This is a genomic window from Burkholderia ubonensis subsp. mesacidophila (assembly GCF_002097715.1).
GTDB lineage: Bacteria > Pseudomonadota > Gammaproteobacteria > Burkholderiales > Burkholderiaceae > Burkholderia > Burkholderia mesacidophila.
This window is the reverse complement of record NZ_CP020738.1, coordinates 222,001-239,811: the sequence shown is the minus strand read 5'-3', so window position 1 is coordinate 239,811 and position 17,811 is coordinate 222,001. Positions and strand designations below refer to the sequence as shown.

At 62.6% G+C, this 17,811-nt stretch carries 20 protein-coding genes and 3 pseudogenes; 11 read left to right on the top strand and 12 right to left on the bottom strand.

Features of this window, described 5'->3' with window-relative positions; translation table 11 throughout:
- The first annotated feature begins 484 nt into the window (after positions 1-484).
- The 8 genes and pseudogenes from B7P44_RS18670 (at position 485) to B7P44_RS18635 (ending at position 3,353) form a co-directional block, all read left to right on the top strand.
- Positions 485-682 (top strand): hypothetical protein, encoded by a 198-nt coding sequence (locus B7P44_RS18670; protein WP_084909891.1) that lies wholly within the window; start codon positions 485-487, stop codon positions 680-682.
- A gap of 159 nt (positions 683-841) precedes the next feature.
- Entirely contained in the window at positions 842-1,018 is a 177-nt protein-coding gene (locus B7P44_RS37520; RefSeq protein WP_231716775.1) for a hypothetical protein, read from the top strand.
- Entirely contained in the window at positions 1,015-1,293 is a 279-nt protein-coding gene (locus tag B7P44_RS18660; RefSeq protein WP_084907131.1) for a hypothetical protein, read from the top strand. The genes B7P44_RS37520 and B7P44_RS18660 overlap by 4 nt, the downstream gene beginning before the upstream one ends.
- A gap of 345 nt (positions 1,294-1,638) precedes the next feature.
- Positions 1,639-1,926, top strand: a complete 288-nt coding sequence (locus B7P44_RS18655) for a hypothetical protein (protein ID WP_084909890.1) — start codon at positions 1,639-1,641, stop codon at positions 1,924-1,926.
- A 208-nt stretch (positions 1,927-2,134) separates the two neighbouring features.
- Complete coding sequence (locus B7P44_RS18650) at positions 2,135-2,419, top strand: hypothetical protein (protein WP_084907129.1); 285 nt, start codon at positions 2,135-2,137, stop codon at positions 2,417-2,419.
- 165 nt (positions 2,420-2,584) lie between these two features.
- Positions 2,585-2,822: pseudogene (locus B7P44_RS18645) on the top strand (transposase); the annotation flags it as partial.
- Between the two features lie 115 nt (positions 2,823-2,937).
- Positions 2,938-3,024, top strand: a pseudogene (locus B7P44_RS36415) (Crp/Fnr family transcriptional regulator); the annotation flags it as partial.
- 149 nt (positions 3,025-3,173) lie between these two features.
- Positions 3,174-3,353 (top strand): hypothetical protein, encoded by a 180-nt coding sequence (locus tag B7P44_RS18635; protein WP_084907124.1) that lies wholly within the window; start codon positions 3,174-3,176, stop codon positions 3,351-3,353.
- 96 nt (positions 3,354-3,449) lie between these two features.
- Here B7P44_RS18635 and B7P44_RS18630 read toward each other — a convergent pair whose 3' ends face one another.
- Positions 3,450-4,631: a DesA family fatty acid desaturase gene (locus tag B7P44_RS18630; protein WP_084907122.1), complete on the bottom strand. Its 1,182-nt coding sequence runs from the start codon at positions 4,629-4,631 to the stop codon at positions 3,450-3,452.
- A 108-nt stretch (positions 4,632-4,739) separates the two neighbouring features.
- Positions 4,740-5,612, bottom strand: a complete 873-nt coding sequence (locus B7P44_RS18625) for a slipin family protein (protein WP_084909889.1) — start codon at positions 5,610-5,612, stop codon at positions 4,740-4,742.
- Positions 5,613-5,992: 380 nt separating this feature from the next.
- Between B7P44_RS18625 and B7P44_RS18620 the strand changes: the two genes are divergently transcribed.
- Positions 5,993-6,415, top strand: coding sequence for a type II toxin-antitoxin system HicB family antitoxin (locus tag B7P44_RS18620; RefSeq protein WP_084907120.1), 423 nt, complete (start codon positions 5,993-5,995; stop codon positions 6,413-6,415).
- Between the two features lie 195 nt (positions 6,416-6,610).
- On the opposite strand, the gene B7P44_RS18615 is transcribed toward B7P44_RS18620, so the two are convergent.
- From B7P44_RS18615 to B7P44_RS18585, 6 genes and pseudogenes are all read right to left on the bottom strand, one after another.
- Positions 6,611-6,820 (bottom strand): hypothetical protein, encoded by a 210-nt coding sequence (locus tag B7P44_RS18615; RefSeq protein ID WP_231716774.1) that lies wholly within the window; start codon positions 6,818-6,820, stop codon positions 6,611-6,613.
- Positions 6,821-7,061: 241 nt separating this feature from the next.
- A complete protein-coding gene (locus B7P44_RS18610; RefSeq protein WP_084907118.1) occupies positions 7,062-7,781 on the bottom strand; it encodes a Crp/Fnr family transcriptional regulator in 720 nt (239 codons plus the stop codon).
- A gap of 568 nt (positions 7,782-8,349) precedes the next feature.
- Positions 8,350-9,951 carry a SagB/ThcOx family dehydrogenase gene (locus tag B7P44_RS18600; protein ID WP_084907116.1) on the bottom strand — a complete coding sequence of 534 codons (1,602 nt, stop codon included), beginning with the start codon at positions 9,949-9,951 and terminating at the stop codon, positions 8,350-8,352.
- 334 nt (positions 9,952-10,285) lie between these two features.
- Positions 10,286-10,552, bottom strand: coding sequence for a DUF1488 family protein (locus tag B7P44_RS18595; protein ID WP_084907114.1), 267 nt, complete (start codon positions 10,550-10,552; stop codon positions 10,286-10,288).
- Complete coding sequence (locus B7P44_RS18590) at positions 10,553-10,738, bottom strand: hypothetical protein (RefSeq protein WP_084907112.1); 186 nt, start codon at positions 10,736-10,738, stop codon at positions 10,553-10,555. It abuts the gene before it with no gap.
- 573 nt (positions 10,739-11,311) lie between these two features.
- A pseudogene (locus B7P44_RS18585) lies at positions 11,312-12,448 on the bottom strand (IS3 family transposase).
- Between the two features lie 256 nt (positions 12,449-12,704).
- Here B7P44_RS18585 and B7P44_RS18580 point away from each other — a divergent pair.
- Complete coding sequence (locus B7P44_RS18580; RefSeq protein WP_084907110.1) at positions 12,705-13,322, top strand: LysE family translocator; 618 nt, start codon at positions 12,705-12,707, stop codon at positions 13,320-13,322.
- A gap of 99 nt (positions 13,323-13,421) precedes the next feature.
- Positions 13,422-13,670 carry a hypothetical protein gene (locus tag B7P44_RS18575; protein ID WP_084909887.1) on the top strand — a complete coding sequence of 83 codons (249 nt, stop codon included), beginning with the start codon at positions 13,422-13,424 and terminating at the stop codon, positions 13,668-13,670.
- Positions 13,671-13,706: 36 nt separating this feature from the next.
- Here the strand turns inward: B7P44_RS18575 and B7P44_RS18570 are convergent, their stop codons facing one another.
- The 4 genes from B7P44_RS18570 to B7P44_RS18555 all read right to left on the bottom strand — a co-directional run bounded on the left by B7P44_RS18570 (position 13,707) and on the right by B7P44_RS18555 (position 17,761).
- The gene (locus tag B7P44_RS18570; protein WP_084907108.1) at positions 13,707-15,065 is read right to left on the bottom strand and encodes an MFS transporter; all 1,359 of its coding nucleotides are present in this window, start codon (positions 15,063-15,065) and stop codon (positions 13,707-13,709) included.
- A gap of 140 nt (positions 15,066-15,205) precedes the next feature.
- The gene (gene pcaC, locus B7P44_RS18565; protein WP_084907106.1) at positions 15,206-15,592 is read right to left on the bottom strand and encodes a 4-carboxymuconolactone decarboxylase; all 387 of its coding nucleotides are present in this window, start codon (positions 15,590-15,592) and stop codon (positions 15,206-15,208) included.
- A gap of 10 nt (positions 15,593-15,602) precedes the next feature.
- Positions 15,603-16,388 (bottom strand): 3-oxoadipate enol-lactonase, encoded by a 786-nt coding sequence (gene pcaD, locus B7P44_RS18560; RefSeq protein ID WP_084907104.1) that lies wholly within the window; start codon positions 16,386-16,388, stop codon positions 15,603-15,605.
- Positions 16,388-17,761 carry a 3-carboxy-cis,cis-muconate cycloisomerase gene (locus B7P44_RS18555; protein ID WP_084907102.1) on the bottom strand — a complete coding sequence of 458 codons (1,374 nt, stop codon included), beginning with the start codon at positions 17,759-17,761 and terminating at the stop codon, positions 16,388-16,390. The genes pcaD and B7P44_RS18555 overlap by 1 nt, the downstream gene beginning before the upstream one ends.
- Between the last annotated feature and the right edge of the window lie 50 nt (positions 17,762-17,811).

The window sequence follows — 17,811 nt, the reverse complement described above, 5'->3', positions numbered from 1 at the left end:
ATTCGTCGGATCAAATTTCATACGTCGCTGCAGCGGGCAACAGGCGGCCATCAGCTGTCGTTGGTTGCCTACGTCACCATGACACTCGATCGGCCGATTCCCTCAGAACGGAGTTTCAGCCGTCTCAGATATTCGATGTCGCCGTTCGTGATCGACTATTCATAAAGGACTGCCAATGGATATGGCGAGGCGCTCAAACGATATTGGAGCAAGGCTGATCAGCGATGGCCCATGGCAGCAACTGGCCGACGCAGTTCACGGGATGCATCGGCGATGCGAGCGATGACATGGCGCAGGTAGGCCTTAACCGATCCATATGCGCGTAGCATGTCGACGTCAACGGAACGGGACACCAGGTCGAGCCGCTATTGGCCGGTTTCGGCTTGTGGCCACGGGCGCACCAGACAGCGAACATCGAGCGCGCGACCGAGTAGGGGGCGAAAGCCGCCGATCGACTATGCTGAAAGCACACAAGGAGTCGACTATGACGCCACATGACGTGATGACGACCTTCGAGCGGATGAACGCAGAGGGAAAGGCGGCCGCCGATCTGGACCATGCGTGTGCCGGGTTCGCCGGCTGGTTGGCGGAGGCATGGAGTCGATTGAGTGAGGATGAGATCGCACTGCTGACGTCAATCGGCGCTACGCTGTATCGCGAGGGGTATGCCAGGCGGTACTAGGCAGGTTCGGGGGCTAGAGCGAATATATGGGCGGGGCGGACCGAAAGGGCGTATAAAGTCCGAATGACTATCCCCTCCGTTACCGCCGAGTCGGTCCTTGGTCTGTTCCGGCTAATTGCCGGGAGGGAGGAGCGCCGGACTTCTGGCGAGTCAGCAAGGATGGCGGCGCTCCTGACGCTTGCCGAGCAGCTTGCACGCAACCATCAGGCAATGACAGAAGATAGTTGGGATGCAGCCGTCCGTGTTGGCGGCCTGCTGTTGCGAGCGGAAATGATCAACAACGACGCTGACACGGTGGCGCTTGAGCTGCTAAGCCGGCTGCGGCGGCGGAAATGAAAAACCTCGTTCGGGCGGAGATGGAGACATCGAACCCGAAACGCGCCATCATCACATACGACGTGGGCGGTCGGCAGATTGAAACCTGTACGATATCGCGTGATGCGGTCGAGCAGTTGCGCCGCGATGCATTCGTCATGCCGCGGACGCTTGCTGACTTCGGCGGGGCGCTCGATGATGAGTTTGCACGCAAGCTCGGCAGAGCGGCGCTGCTGCTACTGGCAACGGCACAGCCGGAGCTTGAGACACACATTGCGGTTACGAAGGATCAGTGATTCGCGCGAATCGCCCCGCATTGACCGGCGGCCCATATGCAAAATTGCTACAGCGCGGGGCGGGAGGCCTGCTGGACAAGACTCCCGCTCGTCATTCCCTCCCCTGGCCTCCGGGATGAGCAACGGTCCCCGGCATAATGGTTTAGACGAGATCGCTGCGTACAGAGGAGGAGGAACGAGGCCGATAGCCGTCGTCATGTACGGGCAGCAATCCGCTTTGCAGACCTCGTGATCGCGATACGCGCGAGGGCACCTTCGGTCAATTCAATTCTGGTAACAGTCTCTGCCCCGCCCTACGGTGCTCGTTCGAGGGTATAGTGAGTCGTCCCCTGTGGAGTGACCAACATGTCGACACACCTGCTTCTTCTCTACAAGGGGTACGAACTTCATCCCCTCGTCTTCGCCCGCACATTCAGTCGCTTTGACGGACATTCCCGTTACGCCGAAGGGTATGACATTGCGGTACGGATATGTCGCCCGGGCGCGATAGCAACCTCCACCGCGAGCCGTGTTTTCAGGCTGGACCAATCGAATGCATTCTCCGACTTCGGTATGGCAAGGCGTGCCGCCCGGCAGCAGGGAATGGACATCGTCGACGGAAAGGTGAGCGGAGCTTCGGTCATCGACATGTGAAAACGCTGCTGGCGTCTGGCATCAGCTGATTTGTTCGGGCTGCGAGTTGCTCTCTCGTTGATGGCCGATTTGACCGTCGTTGTTTCAGAAAAATGGTACAGGCGGAGAGTATCCTTCGGCACATTTCTTCGTTCGGTCAAACGCAGCGGTCGGCCACCGCGACGCGAGAAGCTGAACGCACGCATTCTTCCTCACTGGTATCGCCACCATGCAAAGTGATCGCAATGCGATTCCGTACTACCTCGTTTTGCGCACTGACTATCCGCCGTATGTTCTGAACGCTGACCGCCACGTCCTGCGCCGCGAGGCAAGCCTTCTCCTGCGAGCGTTCGCGAGAGCCCGCGGCGCGCCGACCTCGATCGCGGACGACGCATGGAGCGACTTTTCCGGCTCCGAATCCATTTCGCTCCTCGAGCGCATGGAGATGCGGGCCTACGCACTGGTTCGCGGGGCCGAAAGCGAACATCAACTCCGGTTACTGGCCGCTCTCTGACTGCACCACCGTGCACATTCCTTGCGGACCGCGAGCTCAGCAGCTTATTCGAAACGAGGTCTATTTGCGAAGGCGTTCAGTCCGACAAATCGTCGATGGCGGCGTGCCTGCAGGTACGTACATCTTCGATCGTTCAACCAGGGCGGGCATGGTTATGGCAGCCTCATGCTGAGCGGTAAATTCAACCGCTCTAGTCACGCCCCTCGTGAACACCTGCTGAGAAGTATCGATCACTTTCTGGATCCGCGCGATCTGCGCCACCATCTCGCGCCGTTCTACAGCCCGATGGGTTGGCCATCGGCCGATCCAGAGCTCATGATCCTCATGATTGATTGTGGGCTACTGCTTCGGGATCCGGTCCGAGCGTCGTCTATGCGTCGTAGCGCAGCAGGCTTTTGGGTGGCCGCTCAACATTTGGAAGCAGCCTTTGAGCGCAGCACCGCTTGACCGACCGAAACGGGTCGGCAACGACCACTGGAATTGCTTGTCGACGTCACCGTGAGTGTCGAGGTGCTGGCCGGCGTGGGCTCGAAAAGCGCGTGTGCGAATGCTATGACCTGGTCAAACGCGAATTCGACCGCCTGCTTCCTGATTTGAAACGGCTCGAGCAGCCACTGCACGGCAACGTACCGACTTCCCCTTCCCACGCGCCCATCCTGTGCCCAACACCCGTGCATCTGACCGCGATCCTGTTCGAGCGATCTGACTCGATGCGGCCCCTCGCTACGCGAGCACACCTCACTTCGGAGGATCTATGAAATATTATCCAAGCACGTTACCTGATCGGCGCGATCAGGCGACCCGAGAAAAGGAGCGCGACGATCTGGCCCGAGCCGATATCGAACGGGACGAAAAGCGTACCCGCGACTACGCCGGCATCAATTCCAATGCGAGCAAGTGGCGCTATTCAGATTCCGACCGTCTGGTGAAGTAGTGGCGCAGCGTTGCTCCCGACGCCGCCAGAGGGTGGCGCTCGCCCCTCGCGTTGTTGCGCGCCGATCCCGCATGGCGCGTCGCGGACGTTCCGGGATCAGGTATACCGCCGCAGGCGTATCGAAAAATCGGCGATCGCGGTGACATCGCTTTGCTCCGCGTAGCGGCACCAATTTTGCAAGTGGACCAGCAATTGCTCGCGCGATGCGTGTGACCACGCCCATAGCTCGAGCAAAGCCTCATACATATCCACGTACACGCGTATTCGCCGGCTGGCATTGCGGCTCGTCAGCGCCTGCAGGTCGGGCTTGTCCCGATAGCCCCAGGCCTGGCGCAGCCACCGTTTCATAGCAAGCGCGAACGCGCGCTTGTCGTCGCGGCTCATGTCCTTGATGCGGCGCAGCTCCCACCGGCAGGCGCGCTCGAACATGCGCGCATAGGCGGCCATGACTTCATGTCGGTCGCGGATGATCGCTTGCAGCGTCGCGTCGTCGACCACAGCCTTGTTCGGGAACAGGCGCGGCTTCGTTGCTACCCGCCGAATGGTCGCCAATCTCAATGCTGCCAGCAGGCGAATGTACAGCCAGCCGATGTCGAACTCGAACCATCGGTTCGACAGCCTGGCGGACGTCACGTACGCGTGGTGATTGTTATGCAACTCTTCTCCGCCGATCAGGATGCCCAGCGGAAAGATGTTGGTGCTCGCATCGGACGTGGCGAAATTCCGATAACCGCTGAAGTGGCCGCAACCATTGACCACGCCGCCGGCCCAGAACGGAATCCACATCATCTGGATCGCCCACGCCGACACGCCGGGTAGCCCGAACAGCCCGACGTCGATCACAGCCAGCAGCCCAACGCCGAGATTCGGATAGCGAGCGTAGACGTGGCGTTCGAGCCAGTCGTCTGGCGTGCCCAACCCATATCTGCGTAGCGTTTCCTCGTTCCGCGCTTCGGCTCGATACAGTTCCGCGCCGCGGAGCAGCACGGTCGCGAAGCCCCGGATTCGCGGGCTGTGCGGATCTTCCCCGGTCTCGTCCCTGGCGTGATGCTTGCGATGCACCGCGACCCACTGCGTGGTCAGCATACCGGTCGTCAACCACAGCCAGAACCGGAAGAAGTGGCTGACGCCCGGGTGCAAATCCAGCGCCCGGTGCGCCTGACAGCGGTGCAGGTACACCGTCACGCTGATGATGGTGACATGCGTGAGCGCGAGCACGACCCAGACAAGCTGCCACCAGGACAGTCTCAGCTCACCGTTCAGAAGAAATGCCGACATGACGGTCGCACTCCGAGTCACCTTCGTATCGCGCGGGCTTCGTCGTGGCGGCGAGTGCGCCTTCCGATTCGCATCGAATGCCACGAGCGACACGCACTATCTGCGTGGCTATGCCGCTGTCTTGAGCGTCAGCGGCGATGTCGACTCCGTCACGTCATGCCCGGCAATTGCCAACGCCAGAACAGGGTTCAAGCTGTCCACCATCGAACTCGGAATCAGGATCGTGGCCCCGCGCTCCTTTGTCGTTTCATAGATGATGTTCATTGCCCGCAATTGAAGTGCGGCCGGATGATTTTCATAGACTCGCGAAGCTTCGACGAATTTCGCCGCCACCTCGGCCTCCGCGGAACCGAGTATCACGCGCGCCTGCTTCTCGCGTTCGGCTTGCGCCTGCCGTGACATCGAATCCTGCAGCGCGACGGGGATCGCTACGTCCCGGGTTTCCACGGACCGTACCGTGATACCCCAATCTGCGGTTTTTCTGCCGATCTCATCTGCCAGGTGTGCATCGGCAGCTTTTCGATCAGAGAGCAGCGTGGCCAGCATCGATGAACCAATCATCTCCCGCAGCGAGGTTTGCGCGACGCGATCGATGGCCTGCCGGTAATCAGTGATGGCGAGTGCCGCTTTCTGCGCGTCGTGTACATGCCAGAAAATGATGGCGTCGACGTTGACCGGCACCGTATCTCTGGTAAGGGCCTCCTGTGCGTTGAACGCAGTCGTTTGAATACGCTCGTCGATCACCGCGACAACGTTGTCCAGTATCGGGATAATCATAAAAAAACCGGCACCCTTGACGCTCTGCAGTTTCCCGACGCGCAGGATCACGAACTTCTCCCAGACATTGGCCACTTTCACGGAGAGTGCGATAAGAACGGCGACGATGAAGAGGGGTAACGCGAGATACGGATTGGCCAAGGTGCCGACGGCCAGCGCCGCTAACAAAAAGGCGGTGGAAAGAAATAGTGTGACGGGATTCATGGTGGTGCTCCATTCCGTGATGCCGACTTCGGGCAAGAGTCACGAAGCACTACACATACTCGCCCGGTTGCCTCTGGCGCCCAGGCATCGGAGGTTTGGGCGCTGATCGTGAACATGCACCGGATTGCGATGCAAATCTGTACGGTGACGTACCCGGATAGGGCTACGGAGCGGCCGCGGTTGTGAGTGATGCGCAAAACTGGCGGCATCGAATCCCGAAGGGAGGCGCTCTCGCGCTCGTCGCGCCGATTTTCGGCAAGTCGGGATGCGGAACGTACCTGCATGAGGACGGATCCGTCGAGATCGTTCTCTAGCGTACCGACACACCCAGCCCCGGGAAGAACAATGATAGATGTCACGCAGGAATCTCGGAGCTGATCGTGGAATACCCCATTTTTATCACCCGACAGGGAGGCTCACGCTATCGCGGATGGTTGCCGGATTTTCCCGGCGTGGACGTGGAGGGCAACTCGTACAGCGAGTTGGCAGACGCCGCAAACGACCGGGTCAATGAACTGTATGACCATTGCGCGCGCCTCGTTCCGTCCCCTACAACGGACATGGCGGCATTGCAGGCGTCGTGCATCGACGACGGCGAGGGAATCTGGAGGTTCATCGATATTGCCCGGCCGACATCGTGTTCGGTGCTGGTCTTGCTATGCCTCCCTAAGCAACTCGTCGAAAAGATCGATGCAGTGGCGAAATCGCGCCATATAAGCCGCGAAGCGTTGGTGGCTGAGTGTACGGAAGGAATTGGCGTACCAGCGTTGCGGTCCTCCTGCCGCGAACTTGTCTTGGCGTAGCTGCCGAACGCGACTCAGCGGATTCATCTGCCCGGGTTGCGTCGCTTCACTGATGCGGGAAAGCTTTGCATGCGCCGTTTGTCGTAACGAGCGACGTGCCAAAGTAAAAAGCCGGCGCTTGGCCGGCTTCGAGTTCCGCCTTGCTGGGGCGGCTCCACGTTCTGTTTGAGAGCGCGGAGTTTTGCTACGCCTACGTTATAGGTTCGACAGAAAACCCATGCCCAGACGTTTCCTTGCATCGGAAATACGTTGCTTGGGTGTGACGGCTTTCCACGAACGGGCATGGCTTCCCTGCCGCTCCGGGTGAACCACGGGCATTCCATCGTCGGTCGCGCGTGCCTCCGCCTGCTCTTGTTGCCCGTCCTTCGCATTTTTTTCCCGTTTCGGGTAATCGTTCATCAACATGCTCCCTCCACAACCCCAGTTTCGTCATTGCTTGGCTCGCGCCGCCCGAGTCGAGATAAAACTGCGCAAGCGATACGGTTCGCGACGGCCCACTTCGATCACGGCGTTTCCATCTCGATGAAGTCTGCGGCCGATCTGCAGTCTGTGCGTCATGTCTCACCATGCGCCTGCGGGCTTTGACAGTCGGTACGCTGCCGTACGGACCGGATGGCATGGATACGCGCTGGCCTCTGTGCCGGCTCTAAAGGCGCTTCAAATCAGGGAGCAAGCGGTCGAATTCTCGCCTGACCACGCCGTAGCATTCACACACGCGCATTTCGAGCCCGGAGCGATCCAATACCTCGATGTGCCCATAGTTGTACCGGATCAACCCGGCATCCTGAAGTTTCAGCGCGGCTTCCGTCACGCCCGACCGGCGGACACCGAGCATGTTGGCGATCAGCTCCTGCGTCATTTTCAGTTCGCTCGATGGCAGGCGATCGAGGCTGAGCAGGAGCCATCGACAGAGTTGCTGATCGATCGAGTGATGCCGATTGCATACGGCCGTCTGCGCCATCTGAGTGATGAGCGCCTGGGTGTAGCGTAGCAACAGCCGCTGCATCGAGCCACCTCGACGGAACTCGTCTTTCAGGATGCGTGCATCGAGTCGGTAAGCGTGTCCTGCGCTTTGGACGATCGCGCGGCTCGGGGTTGTTTCGCCCCCCATGAATAGCGCGATGCCGATCAACCCGTCGTTGCCGACGATGGCAATTTCGGCTGACGAACCGTCTTCCATCACGTACAACAGCGACACGATGGACGTCGTCGGAAAATAGACGTGACTGAGAGCACCACCCGACTCGTACAGCACCTTCCCCAACGGCATGTCAACCAACGCGAGCTGCTGAGAAATATGCGCCAGATCATCTGCCGGTAATGCTGCTAGCAGATGGTTTTCGATCATGGACGGCTGACCCGACATACGTGACTCCTCCAGTGGCTGCGGCGTCTACCTAAGACGACCCAACGACGCGAAGAGTCATCGGCTTAAGACTCGAACTAGCGAAGCAGACGTTGCGCGAGGATCTTGGCGTCTTCGAGCGCGAGACCGTACTGCTCTCGATCGGTGTCAGTCTGGTATGGCGGATCATCGTTCGGTCCCTCAGTGTCGCGGCGCCGATACACTTAGCCTCGGTACAAACCACACGCAGATTCCATCACACGAATGCGTGCGAAGTGTGTTTTGGTACTGAATGTGAGATCGTCCATGATGACTTTCTGCGTGTGCTCAATCATCCTAGCACTCTGGGTGAAATGGAACGGATGCGGTCGAATCCGGACAGATCGACGGGAAGCTGGCAAGGACGACCCAGCGACATCGGACCAATATGCCCGTCGCTCACTACGCACGGGTCATGGTGATCGCTTCCGCGGCGTTCATCGCATCGACATGACGCGCGATCGGGAACATGACGACTACGTGCGATGTTCGGGCAGCGAGCGATCCTTGCGGATATTCCCTCGCCAAGATCGATGCGTGGGCTTTCGCATCAGGGCTGAATTTCGTACGGCGGAAACGCCGACAGGCGTGGATCGTCCACCGCGCCACCGACGGTGAAGTGATACAGGGATTGCCAGACATGATCCTTCACTCCAAGCAATGCGTGCATTTCATCATCGAAAAAACAGCCAATCCCCGTCGCGCACACGCCGGCGGCTTCTGCTTCGAGATAAAGCGCTTGGCCAAGCATGCCGCATTCCCAGAACAGATGGCGATAACGCCATGGTTGCTTCAACGCGATTTCGAATCTCGCGATCATTCCAAGCGCAAAGCAGGAATCAGCACCGATATCCTGGTGGCAGCAAATCAACTTTGCCGCCGCGCGCAAATCGTAAGGCAGTAGAAGATAGAGCGGCAGATGGTCCGGCCCGATCTTTTGCCACAGCCATTCTGGACGCAGAGATCGCTTGAGATCCGGCAGTGCACCCGGCGTTCTTACGAGCATATACAGGCCCGGCTCCAGGCCGTCGACGCGGTGCACCAATAGCGCCGCGTGTACTGTGGCAGGAGACGTCAGCGCATTCCACGGCGGCGTGTCGGGATGTGTCAGCAGGCACGCCAGCATGCTGAAAAAAGCCGCGTCGCTGATGCGCGTTGTGCCATCGAAATTCACGGCGCTGCGACGCTGTCTGGCGATTCGGGCGAAGCTGAGATCGAGGGTTGGCATCGCCGGCGCTGAACACTGCTCCGGATTCGGTGGCGAGGGTGGTTCGCGAGTATGGGTCTTGTGTGTGGCGCGATGAATCGAATCGATGTCCGGCCACGCCACATGTCCCGAACTCAGTTGATTGGCGCGGCCGTGCCACTGTGCCCTGTCCAAAGCGATCAGCATGCTCTCGAGATCTGGCCGCGTGTCAGGGTTACCAATCCAGAGCACGAGATCCGGCGCCTCCGTTTCGGCTTCCTTGAAATCTTCGCGGCGGTCCACGCCAAGCAAGCCGGCCACTGCATCATCCGCAGCCGACTCCATCAACCGCGTCTGCCAGCCGAGCGCTGCGGCTGCGTAACTCATCGCAGCGATGACATGGCCGCAATCCTGCTGGCAGTAGCGCCAGGCGCGCATGCCGTATTTCCACGCCTCGCGCCAGTGGATCGAGCTTATGCCGACCAGGACGCCGCTTTCCGAAAACGCCTCAGTCCATTGCGGCTCGTCCACCGCAGCGCGCTGTTCAAGCGCATGATCCCGGCTCAAGTAGTGGTAGACGCCTGCGGACAAGCCGGGCAGAGCCGGACACAGAAGATAGCCCTCGGTCGGATGCAGATTTCCGCTCGAAGGGTTGCAGCGCAGTGCCCACCGCTGGGCGCCATAGGATTTCCACGCCGACAAGCCGAGCGAGAGTTCGAACAGGATCGCCAGATTGGATAGATCGAATCCCTGCGCGGGCGGCAGGGTGCCGCAGCGTAACGCGTTGTAGCGCGTGGCCAGGGTGTCCGCGGCTAACGGCAGAGCAACGCGCGGTGTGCCGTGAAATACCCGAAACGGATCCGGCTGGGTTGTCCAGTCGAGCCCCCCAGGGCCGGGAGCGTAGAAGTTGAGACGGTGCTTGCTGCGTTCGTGATAATCAAGCAGCGCATGCTTTGACCGATCCATGTCCCCCTCAGACCCGGCATACCCGCGCACGCGGCGATACAAAACTGGATGGCTCAACGTTGGAGCGCGGTCATACCAGGTTAGCCACCAGTCGCTCCCCACCGAGCGCACCCCCACGCGCTCCCTCAAAGTTCCGCAGGTTGCCGTTCGAACTTCCGCATACTCGCACCAGTGACGTTCGCCAGGAAATAGTCGTATGCGCCCGCCTGACCGAGCCGCCCGGGCCGCACGCCCGAACGATTAGCGGGTCCCTACGCGAGCAAGCAACTACCTGCGGCTAGTGCAGGTCGGAAAGAAGGCGTACATGGGATGCGCGCGCGAACGGGGACCACTCTCACGAGATCGTGTACCAGTTCTGGGGACCTCCCTTGTAAAGGTCTCTGGCAAGTCCCAGAATCCGGTCGCGATTGCGGTCGAAGGCCGCAAGCAAGGCGGGCTCGCCAGAACCCATGTCGGAGTTCAGTTTCGCCAGCATCGCATCGTCGACCAGAAAGGTAATCTCGCGAGAATTGTCGTAGCCCCAGAAGCACACACAGTGTCTGGAAGCGTCGTAGGTGCGACTGGGATTAGGAAAGTTGAGTGTCACGGCACTATGCCCCATCTAACCCTCCTGACCGATATAACGCCACTTGCTCGCGTTGACATTGATGCAGGCGTCATTTTCACGCCGTTTCTGGGCGCGCTCGCTGTCCGCGCGCTTCAGTTCCAAAGCGCGCGCCTTTTGCACGTCAACGTAATCGCTTTGCCTGACGGGCCTGGCTGACTTCAGTTCGGTTTGCTTAGGCATGTCGGTTCCCAAAAAAAGAAATCAATTGTCAGGACCGTCGCGGTGACCGAATTTAGTCGTCGTCCGCCCTATAGGAGGCGCGGACGACTACCCGCGGGCTTGCCGCCGACGGCATCTCTCGCGCGCTGAACTGCCGGATCGAGCCTCAGAGGGAGGCTCGGTTGACGCGCGAAGTTCGCAGCTTCGACGTTCGCTCGCGGGATCGTTGTGGTGAGCTTTCTGGGGAGCCGTGCTGACCGGGGGAATCGCAAGGTGTCGACGCAAAACCATCGGTCGCGCACATCGAACATGATGAGAGTGCGCCCTATCCCACAGCCATGCAAGCGCTATCTCGCGTCAGGGCCATGATCCGCATGATCATCCCAAGCAACACTAACCGTCACCAACTCGGGCATGGCGGCCGCCGGCCAGCGTTTTTCGCAGTCCTACGACCAGGCGAAGCGCAGTGCGCGCGGCGGCTTGTTCAACGGGTCAGCCTCAGGATTATCTCAAGTCAGCCTACGGAGTCGCAGAGAGGTGGCCTCGCTCGTTCGGACAGTCTTCTGAGATTTTTAAGTGGAACGTCCGAGACAATCATGCTGCCGATTTGATCGCAGGCAGCGTCGCCAAGTATGCCTCATCCGGCGTCTGATCCGCCAGGCTCGAATGGGGCCGTTTCCGGTTGTACAAGCTGATGTACTCGCCGATGGAGCGCCGTGCATGGCTGACCGACTCGTACGCTTTCAGGTAGACCTCTTCGTACTTGATGCTGCGCCACACTCGCTCGACGAACACGTTGTCCCGCCAGCTTCCCTTGCCGTCCATCGACAGCCGGACGCCTCGGCCCAGAATGGCTTGCGTGAACGCATTCGCCGTGAACCGACTGCCCTGATCCGTATTCACGACGTCGGGCTGCCCGTACCGGGCGAACGCTTCTTCAAGCGCTTCAACAGCATGCACCGCTTCCAGCGTGATGGCCACTCGGTGCGCGAGAACCTTGCGGCTCGCCCAGTCCACCACCGCCGTTCAGGTACACGAAGCCTCGCGCCATCGGAATGTAGGTCGTGTCCAGTGCCCACGCCTGATTGCCCCGGTCGATCTTCATGCCGCGCAGCAGGTACGGCCAGATCTTGTGCTGCGCATTGCGCCGGCTCGTGTTCGGCTTGCAGTACAGCGCTTCCACGCCCATGCGCTTCATCAGCGTGCGCACGCGCCGGCGGCCGACCTCATGGCCCTCCCGGCGCAACAGACGCGCCAGCATCCGCGCGCCGGCAAACGGAAACTCCATGTGCAGCTCGTCGATCCGCCGCATCAACAACTGATCCGCCTCACGCACCGGCTGCCGCTGGTAATACACGCTCGATCTCGCGATGCCGACGAGTCGGGCCTGCTGCGAAACCGGCAACGCATGGTTACGGTCGATCATCGCTTTGCGCTCAACAATCCTGCTTTGGTGAGCGCGCCTTCTAAAAAATCGTTCTCAAGCGTCAACTGCCCGATCTTCGCGTGCAACGATTTCAGATCAACCGGCGGCTCGTTCGAGGGCGCACCGGCCGCGCCAAACACATCCGCCGCACGCTCTTGCAGCTGCCGCTTTCATTCCGTGATCTGGTTCGGATGTACATCGAACTGCTGCGCCAATTCGGACGGCGTCCGCTCGCCTTTGACCGCTGCCAGTGCCACCTTCGGTTTGAACGCCGCTGAGTGCGTCCGTCGGGTTCTCTTTGTCATCTTCCGGGTTCCTTTGCCGGCGTTATCGCTGGCTCAGGCCCCGGTCGCTCCACTTATCCGACTGTCCGAATTCGCGCTGCCACCTCTGTATCGAGACTGCGGACACCTTTTCTGAAAGACAACACTCGCGTAGAAGTTACCGGAATCCAGCCACCGTCCCCGTACCGGCATCCGTCAAACCAACTGTACCGGTACTGTATAGCCAACTGTCGCTAGACTGCCTCCATCCCCCGCCTCACCGATGGAGAATCACGCAATGGAATTCCTCACCCTGAGCGCACTGCCCGCCGGCATGCTGTTCGCGCTCGTCACGTCGATCACGCCCGGCCCGAACAACACGATGCTGCTCGCGTCCGGCGTCAATTTCGGTTTCCGCCGCACGATGCCGCATCTGTTCGGCATCAGCATCGGCGTCGCGATCCTGATGCTGTGCGTCGGCTTCGGTCTCGGCGAGGCGTTCAAGCGCGTCCCGACGCTGTACACGATCCTCGAGGCCGCAAGCGTCGCGTACCTGCTGTATCTCGCATGGCGGATCGGCACGTCCGGCGAGGTCAGCGCGCACGGCGGCAAGGCGCGGCCGATGACGTTCGTCGAAGCCGCCGCGTTCCAATGGGTCAATCCGAAGGCATGGATGATGGTGCTGACCGCGGCCACGACGGTCCGGCTGTCCGCCGACTACGGCATGAACGCCGCGTGGATGGCCGTCGTGTTCATCCTGATCGGCTTTCCGTGCATCTGCCTGTGGGCGGCGTTCGGCCAGGGCCTGCGACGCTTCCTGTCGAACCCGCGCGCGCTGCGCATGTTCAACGTGACGATGGCCGTGCTGTTGATTCTGTCCCTGTATCCGCTCGTCGCGCACCTGCTGCCGCACTAAGCGCACCCGTTGAGATTCGCCACGTGCTGGCGTACGCTTGGATTCCAGGCGCGCAACACCGCTTCGCCGGTGAAGCCGCTGCTGCCGGGAGACAAACCGATGAATCCAACGCTGAGGGCAGGCGAGCACATCGAAGGGATGCACTGGGTCGCCGAATATCACCAGGAAACCCACGACATCCGGATTCTGCGCGAGGACATCGAGGTCGGCACGTATCGCGCGCCGCCAAGCCTGTTCGGCGAGGAGGAAGACGTGGGCGCCCCCAACCTCGCCGACCATCGCAGCCGCGATGCTGCGCTGCTCGCGTATCTGCGCAACTTCGTCAAGCAGCACGACGCGGAAGAATAGCGGCGCTGCCACGCGGCAGCGCGCCGGCTTCCTCGATCAGTGGCCGAGCGGCTTCGCGTTGCCCGACGACGGCGCGGCCTCATACGGCCGCGCCGTCTGCTTGATCAGCAGCGCGACGCAGGACAGCACGCCGGCGACGGCGATCGTCGCGAACACGCCCGCGAACGTGAAGTGGCGGCGCGTCAGCTCGGCGACGAGAAACGAGCCGGCAATCCCGCCGAAGCGCCCGACGCCGAGCATCCACGCGACGCCGGTGCCGCGCCCCTCGGTCGGATAGAACGCCGCGGCCAGCGCGGGCATCGACGATTGCGCGGTGTTCATCAGCACGCCGGCGACGAACACGATCAGCACGAGCAGCCCGACGTTGCCGACCGCCTGCCCGATCGCGTACACGCTGACGGCCGTCAGCGCATAGCACACGGCAATCACGCGGTTCGCATTGAAGCGGTCCATCAGCACGCCGCACAGCACGGCGCCGACGCCGCCGAGCGGGAACAGCGCCGAGATCAGCGTCGCGCTTTTCGGCGTCAGGCCGGCCTCCTTCAGCAGGATCGGCATCCAGTTGATCGACGCGTAGAAGATCACGAGGCCCATGAAGTAGGCCAGCCACAGCATCACGGAGCCGACGACATACGAGCGCGACAGCACGACGCCGACGCCCTTGCCGCCCGTCTGCGGCGCGGTCTCCGTCATCACGAACGAGCCGGCGTTCAGCGCGTCGCGCGAAATGCGCGCCAGCGTCGCGCGGATGTGGTCGACGGGCCGGCTGTTCGCGACCATGAAGCGCACCGACTCCGGCATCTTGACGAGCAGCAGCACGCCGAGCAGCAACGGCGTCACGCCGCCCAGCATCAGCACGCTGCGCCAGCCGAAATGCGGAATCATCCACGCGGCGAGGAAGCCGCCGAACGCGGCGCCGAGCGGAAAGCCGCAGAACATCAGGTTGATCACGGTCGCGCGGCGCTGGTCGGGGCAGAACTCGCCCATCATCGTGACGGCGTTCGGCATCGCCGCGCCCAGGCCGACGCCGGTCACGAAACGCAGGACCGTCAGCTGTTCGATGCCCGACGAGAACGCGGAGGCAAGACACGCCGCGCCGAACAGGAACACCGAGCCGAGCAGCAGCGCGCGGCGCCCGAGGCGGTCGGACAGCGGGCCCGACACGAGCGCGCCGCACGCGAGGCCGAACAGCGCGGCGCTGAGCACGGGCGCGAGATCGGGCTTGGTCAGATGCCATTCGGTCAGCAGCGACGGCGCAATGAAGCCAATCGCGGCGGTATCGAAACCGTCCAGCAGGACGATCACGAAACACATGAGGAAGATGAGCCACTGGAAGCCGCCGAACGGCTGCTCGTTGATGAAGGTCTGTACGTTGACGACCGGGGCGCGATTCATCGCTAGTCTCCTGATATATGTATGCGGCGCGGCCTCTCTGCCGCGCCCTTCCTTTATTGCGCATCCTTCACGGTGCGCTGCGCGCCGATGCTCTGCCGGCGCGTTTGTCATCGATGGCCGGCCGTGCCTGGCCGGCCGTCCTAGGCGGCCCCATCCTGCTCCTTGAAGATCCGGTCCGCGAGATGGAACGCCGAGTTCGCCGCCGGCACGCCGCAGTAGATCGCGGTCTGCAGCAGCACTTCCTTGATCTCGTCGCGCGTCACGCCGTTGTTGCGCGCCGCGCGCAGATGCAGCGCGAGCTCCTCGCCGCGATTCAGCGCGACCATCATCGCGATCGTCAGCAGGCTGCGCGTGTGGCGCGGCAGCCCGTCGCGCGTCCAGATCTCGCCCCATGCATAGCGCGTGATCAGGTTCTGGAATTCTTCGGTGACTTCGGTGCGGTTCTCGATCGAACGGTCGACGTGCGCGTCGCCGAGCACCGCGCGGCGCACCGTCATCCCCGCTTCGTAACGTTGCTGGTCATCCATCGCGGCCTCCTCAGGCAGTCAGGAAATCGAGCAGCGCGCGGTTGAAGCCGTCGGTGCATTCGATGTTCGAGATGTGCGCGGCGTCGAATTCGACGTGCTTCGCGCCGGGAATCGCCGCCGCGAGCGCGCGGCCCTGGTCGGGCGGCGTCGACAGGTCATGCGTGCCCGTCACGACGAGCACCGGGAGCGCGATGCCCTTCACTTCGTCGCGCAGGTCGGCCGCGTTCAGCGCGTCGCAGTTCGCCGCGTAGCCGTCGTTGTCGGTATGCACGAACGTGTCGCGGATCGCGTCGATCAGGCGCGGCTCGCGCTCGACGAACGCGGCCGTGAACCAGCGCGGCAGCACGGCGTCGGCGAGCGCGGTCATTCCTTCGGTGCGCGCCTTCTGCGCGCGCGGCGTCCACACTTCCGGCGAACCGATCTTCGCGGACGTGTTCGCGAGCACCGCGCGGCCGATCCGCGACGGGAAGCGCGCGGCGAGCGCCGCGCCCGTCAGGCCGCCCATCGAGATCCCGCAGAAATGCGCGCGCACGATGCCGACATGATCGAGCAGGCCGATCACGTCGCCCGCGAGCTGGTCGATCGTGTACGAGCCGGCCGGCGCGGCCGAATGGCCGTGGCCGCGCGTGTCGTAGCGCAGGATGTTGAAGTGCTGCGCGAGCGGGCGGATCTGCGGCGCCCACATCTGCAGGTCGGCGCCGAGCGAGTTCGAGAAGACGAGCCACGGCGCGTCGTCGCGCGCGGCGCGATCGATCCGGTAATGCAGTTGCACGCCGTTGACAGTGGCGAAAGGCATCAGTGTTCTCCTTGAAGGTTCGCGCTCGCGCACGCGGCGAGCACGGCATCGACATAGGCGTGCGCCTCGCCGACGTAATGGGCGGGATCGAGCAGGCTTGCGAGCGCGTCGCGCGACAGGTGGGCGGACACGGCCGGATCGGCGGCGAGCACGTCGAACAGCGTCGCGCCGGTGCGCACCGCTTCCTTCGACGCGTGCTCGACGAGATGGTGCGCATCGAGCCGGCCGATCCGGTCGCCGAGCGCGAGCATCACCGCTTCGCCGAGGATCAGGCCGCGCGTCAGGTCGAGATTGGCGGCCAGGCGTTCGGTGTTGACGTCGAGGCCCGCGACGATCTGCGCGATCTGCGCGAGCGCGCCGCCCGTCAGGCGCGCGAGGTCGGGCAGCGCGTCCCATTCGGCCTGCCAGCCGCCGAGCGCGCGCTCGTGCTCCTGGACCATGCCGGCGAACACCGTCGCGACGAGGCCCGGCGCGCGCACCGCGGCCGTCAGCACCGCCGCGCAGCCGACCGGATTGCGCTTGTGCGGCATCGTCGACGAGCCGCCCTTGCCGGCCGCGGCCGGCTCGCCAAGCTCGCCGACTTCGGTCTGCATCTGCAGCGACACGTCGCGCGCGATCTTGCCGAGCGTGCCGGTCAGCATGCCGAAGCACGCGGCCGCTTCGGCGATGCGGTCGCGCTGCGTGTGCCACGGCACCGCCGGCAGCGCGAGCTTCAGGTCGTCGGCGAGCGCGGCCGCGACACCCTGCGCGTGCTCGCGCAGGCTCGCGAGCGTGCCCGCCGCGCCGCCGAACTGCAGCACCAGCGCACGCGCGCGCAGCTCCGCGAAACGCGCGCGGTGACGCAGCAGCGCGTCGAGCCATTGCGCGAACTTCAGGCCGAGCGTGATCGGCAGCGCCTGCTGCAGCCACGTGCGACCGATCGCGGGCGTCGCGCGATGCGTGCGTGCAAGCTCGGCAAGCGACGCGCAGGCGGTGTCGAGCAGCGGTTCGAGCACGTCGAGCGTGTCACGCAGCTGCAGGACCGTCGCGGTATCGATGATGTCCTGGCTCGTCGCGCCCCAGTGCACGAATTTCGCGGCTTCGGGGTCGTCGGCCTTCACGCGCGCGGTGAGTTGCTTGACGAGCGGAATCGCGAGGTTGCCGCCGAGCGCGGCATCGCGCGCGAGTGCGTCGGCGTCGAGCTGGCCGGCATCGCACGCGCGTTCGATCGGCGCGACCGCGGCAGCGGGAATCACCTGCCGCGCGGCGAGCGCGCGCGCGAGCGCCGCCTCGACGTCGAGCATGCGCTGGATCGTCGCGCGGGGGGACCAGATCCGGTTGAGCGGCTCGGTGCCGCAGATGAGGGAGGTCAGGCGGGCGCTGTCTTCGAGCATGGCGTCAGGTCGGGATACAGGGTGCGCTTATTGTCCAACGAAGCGCGCCG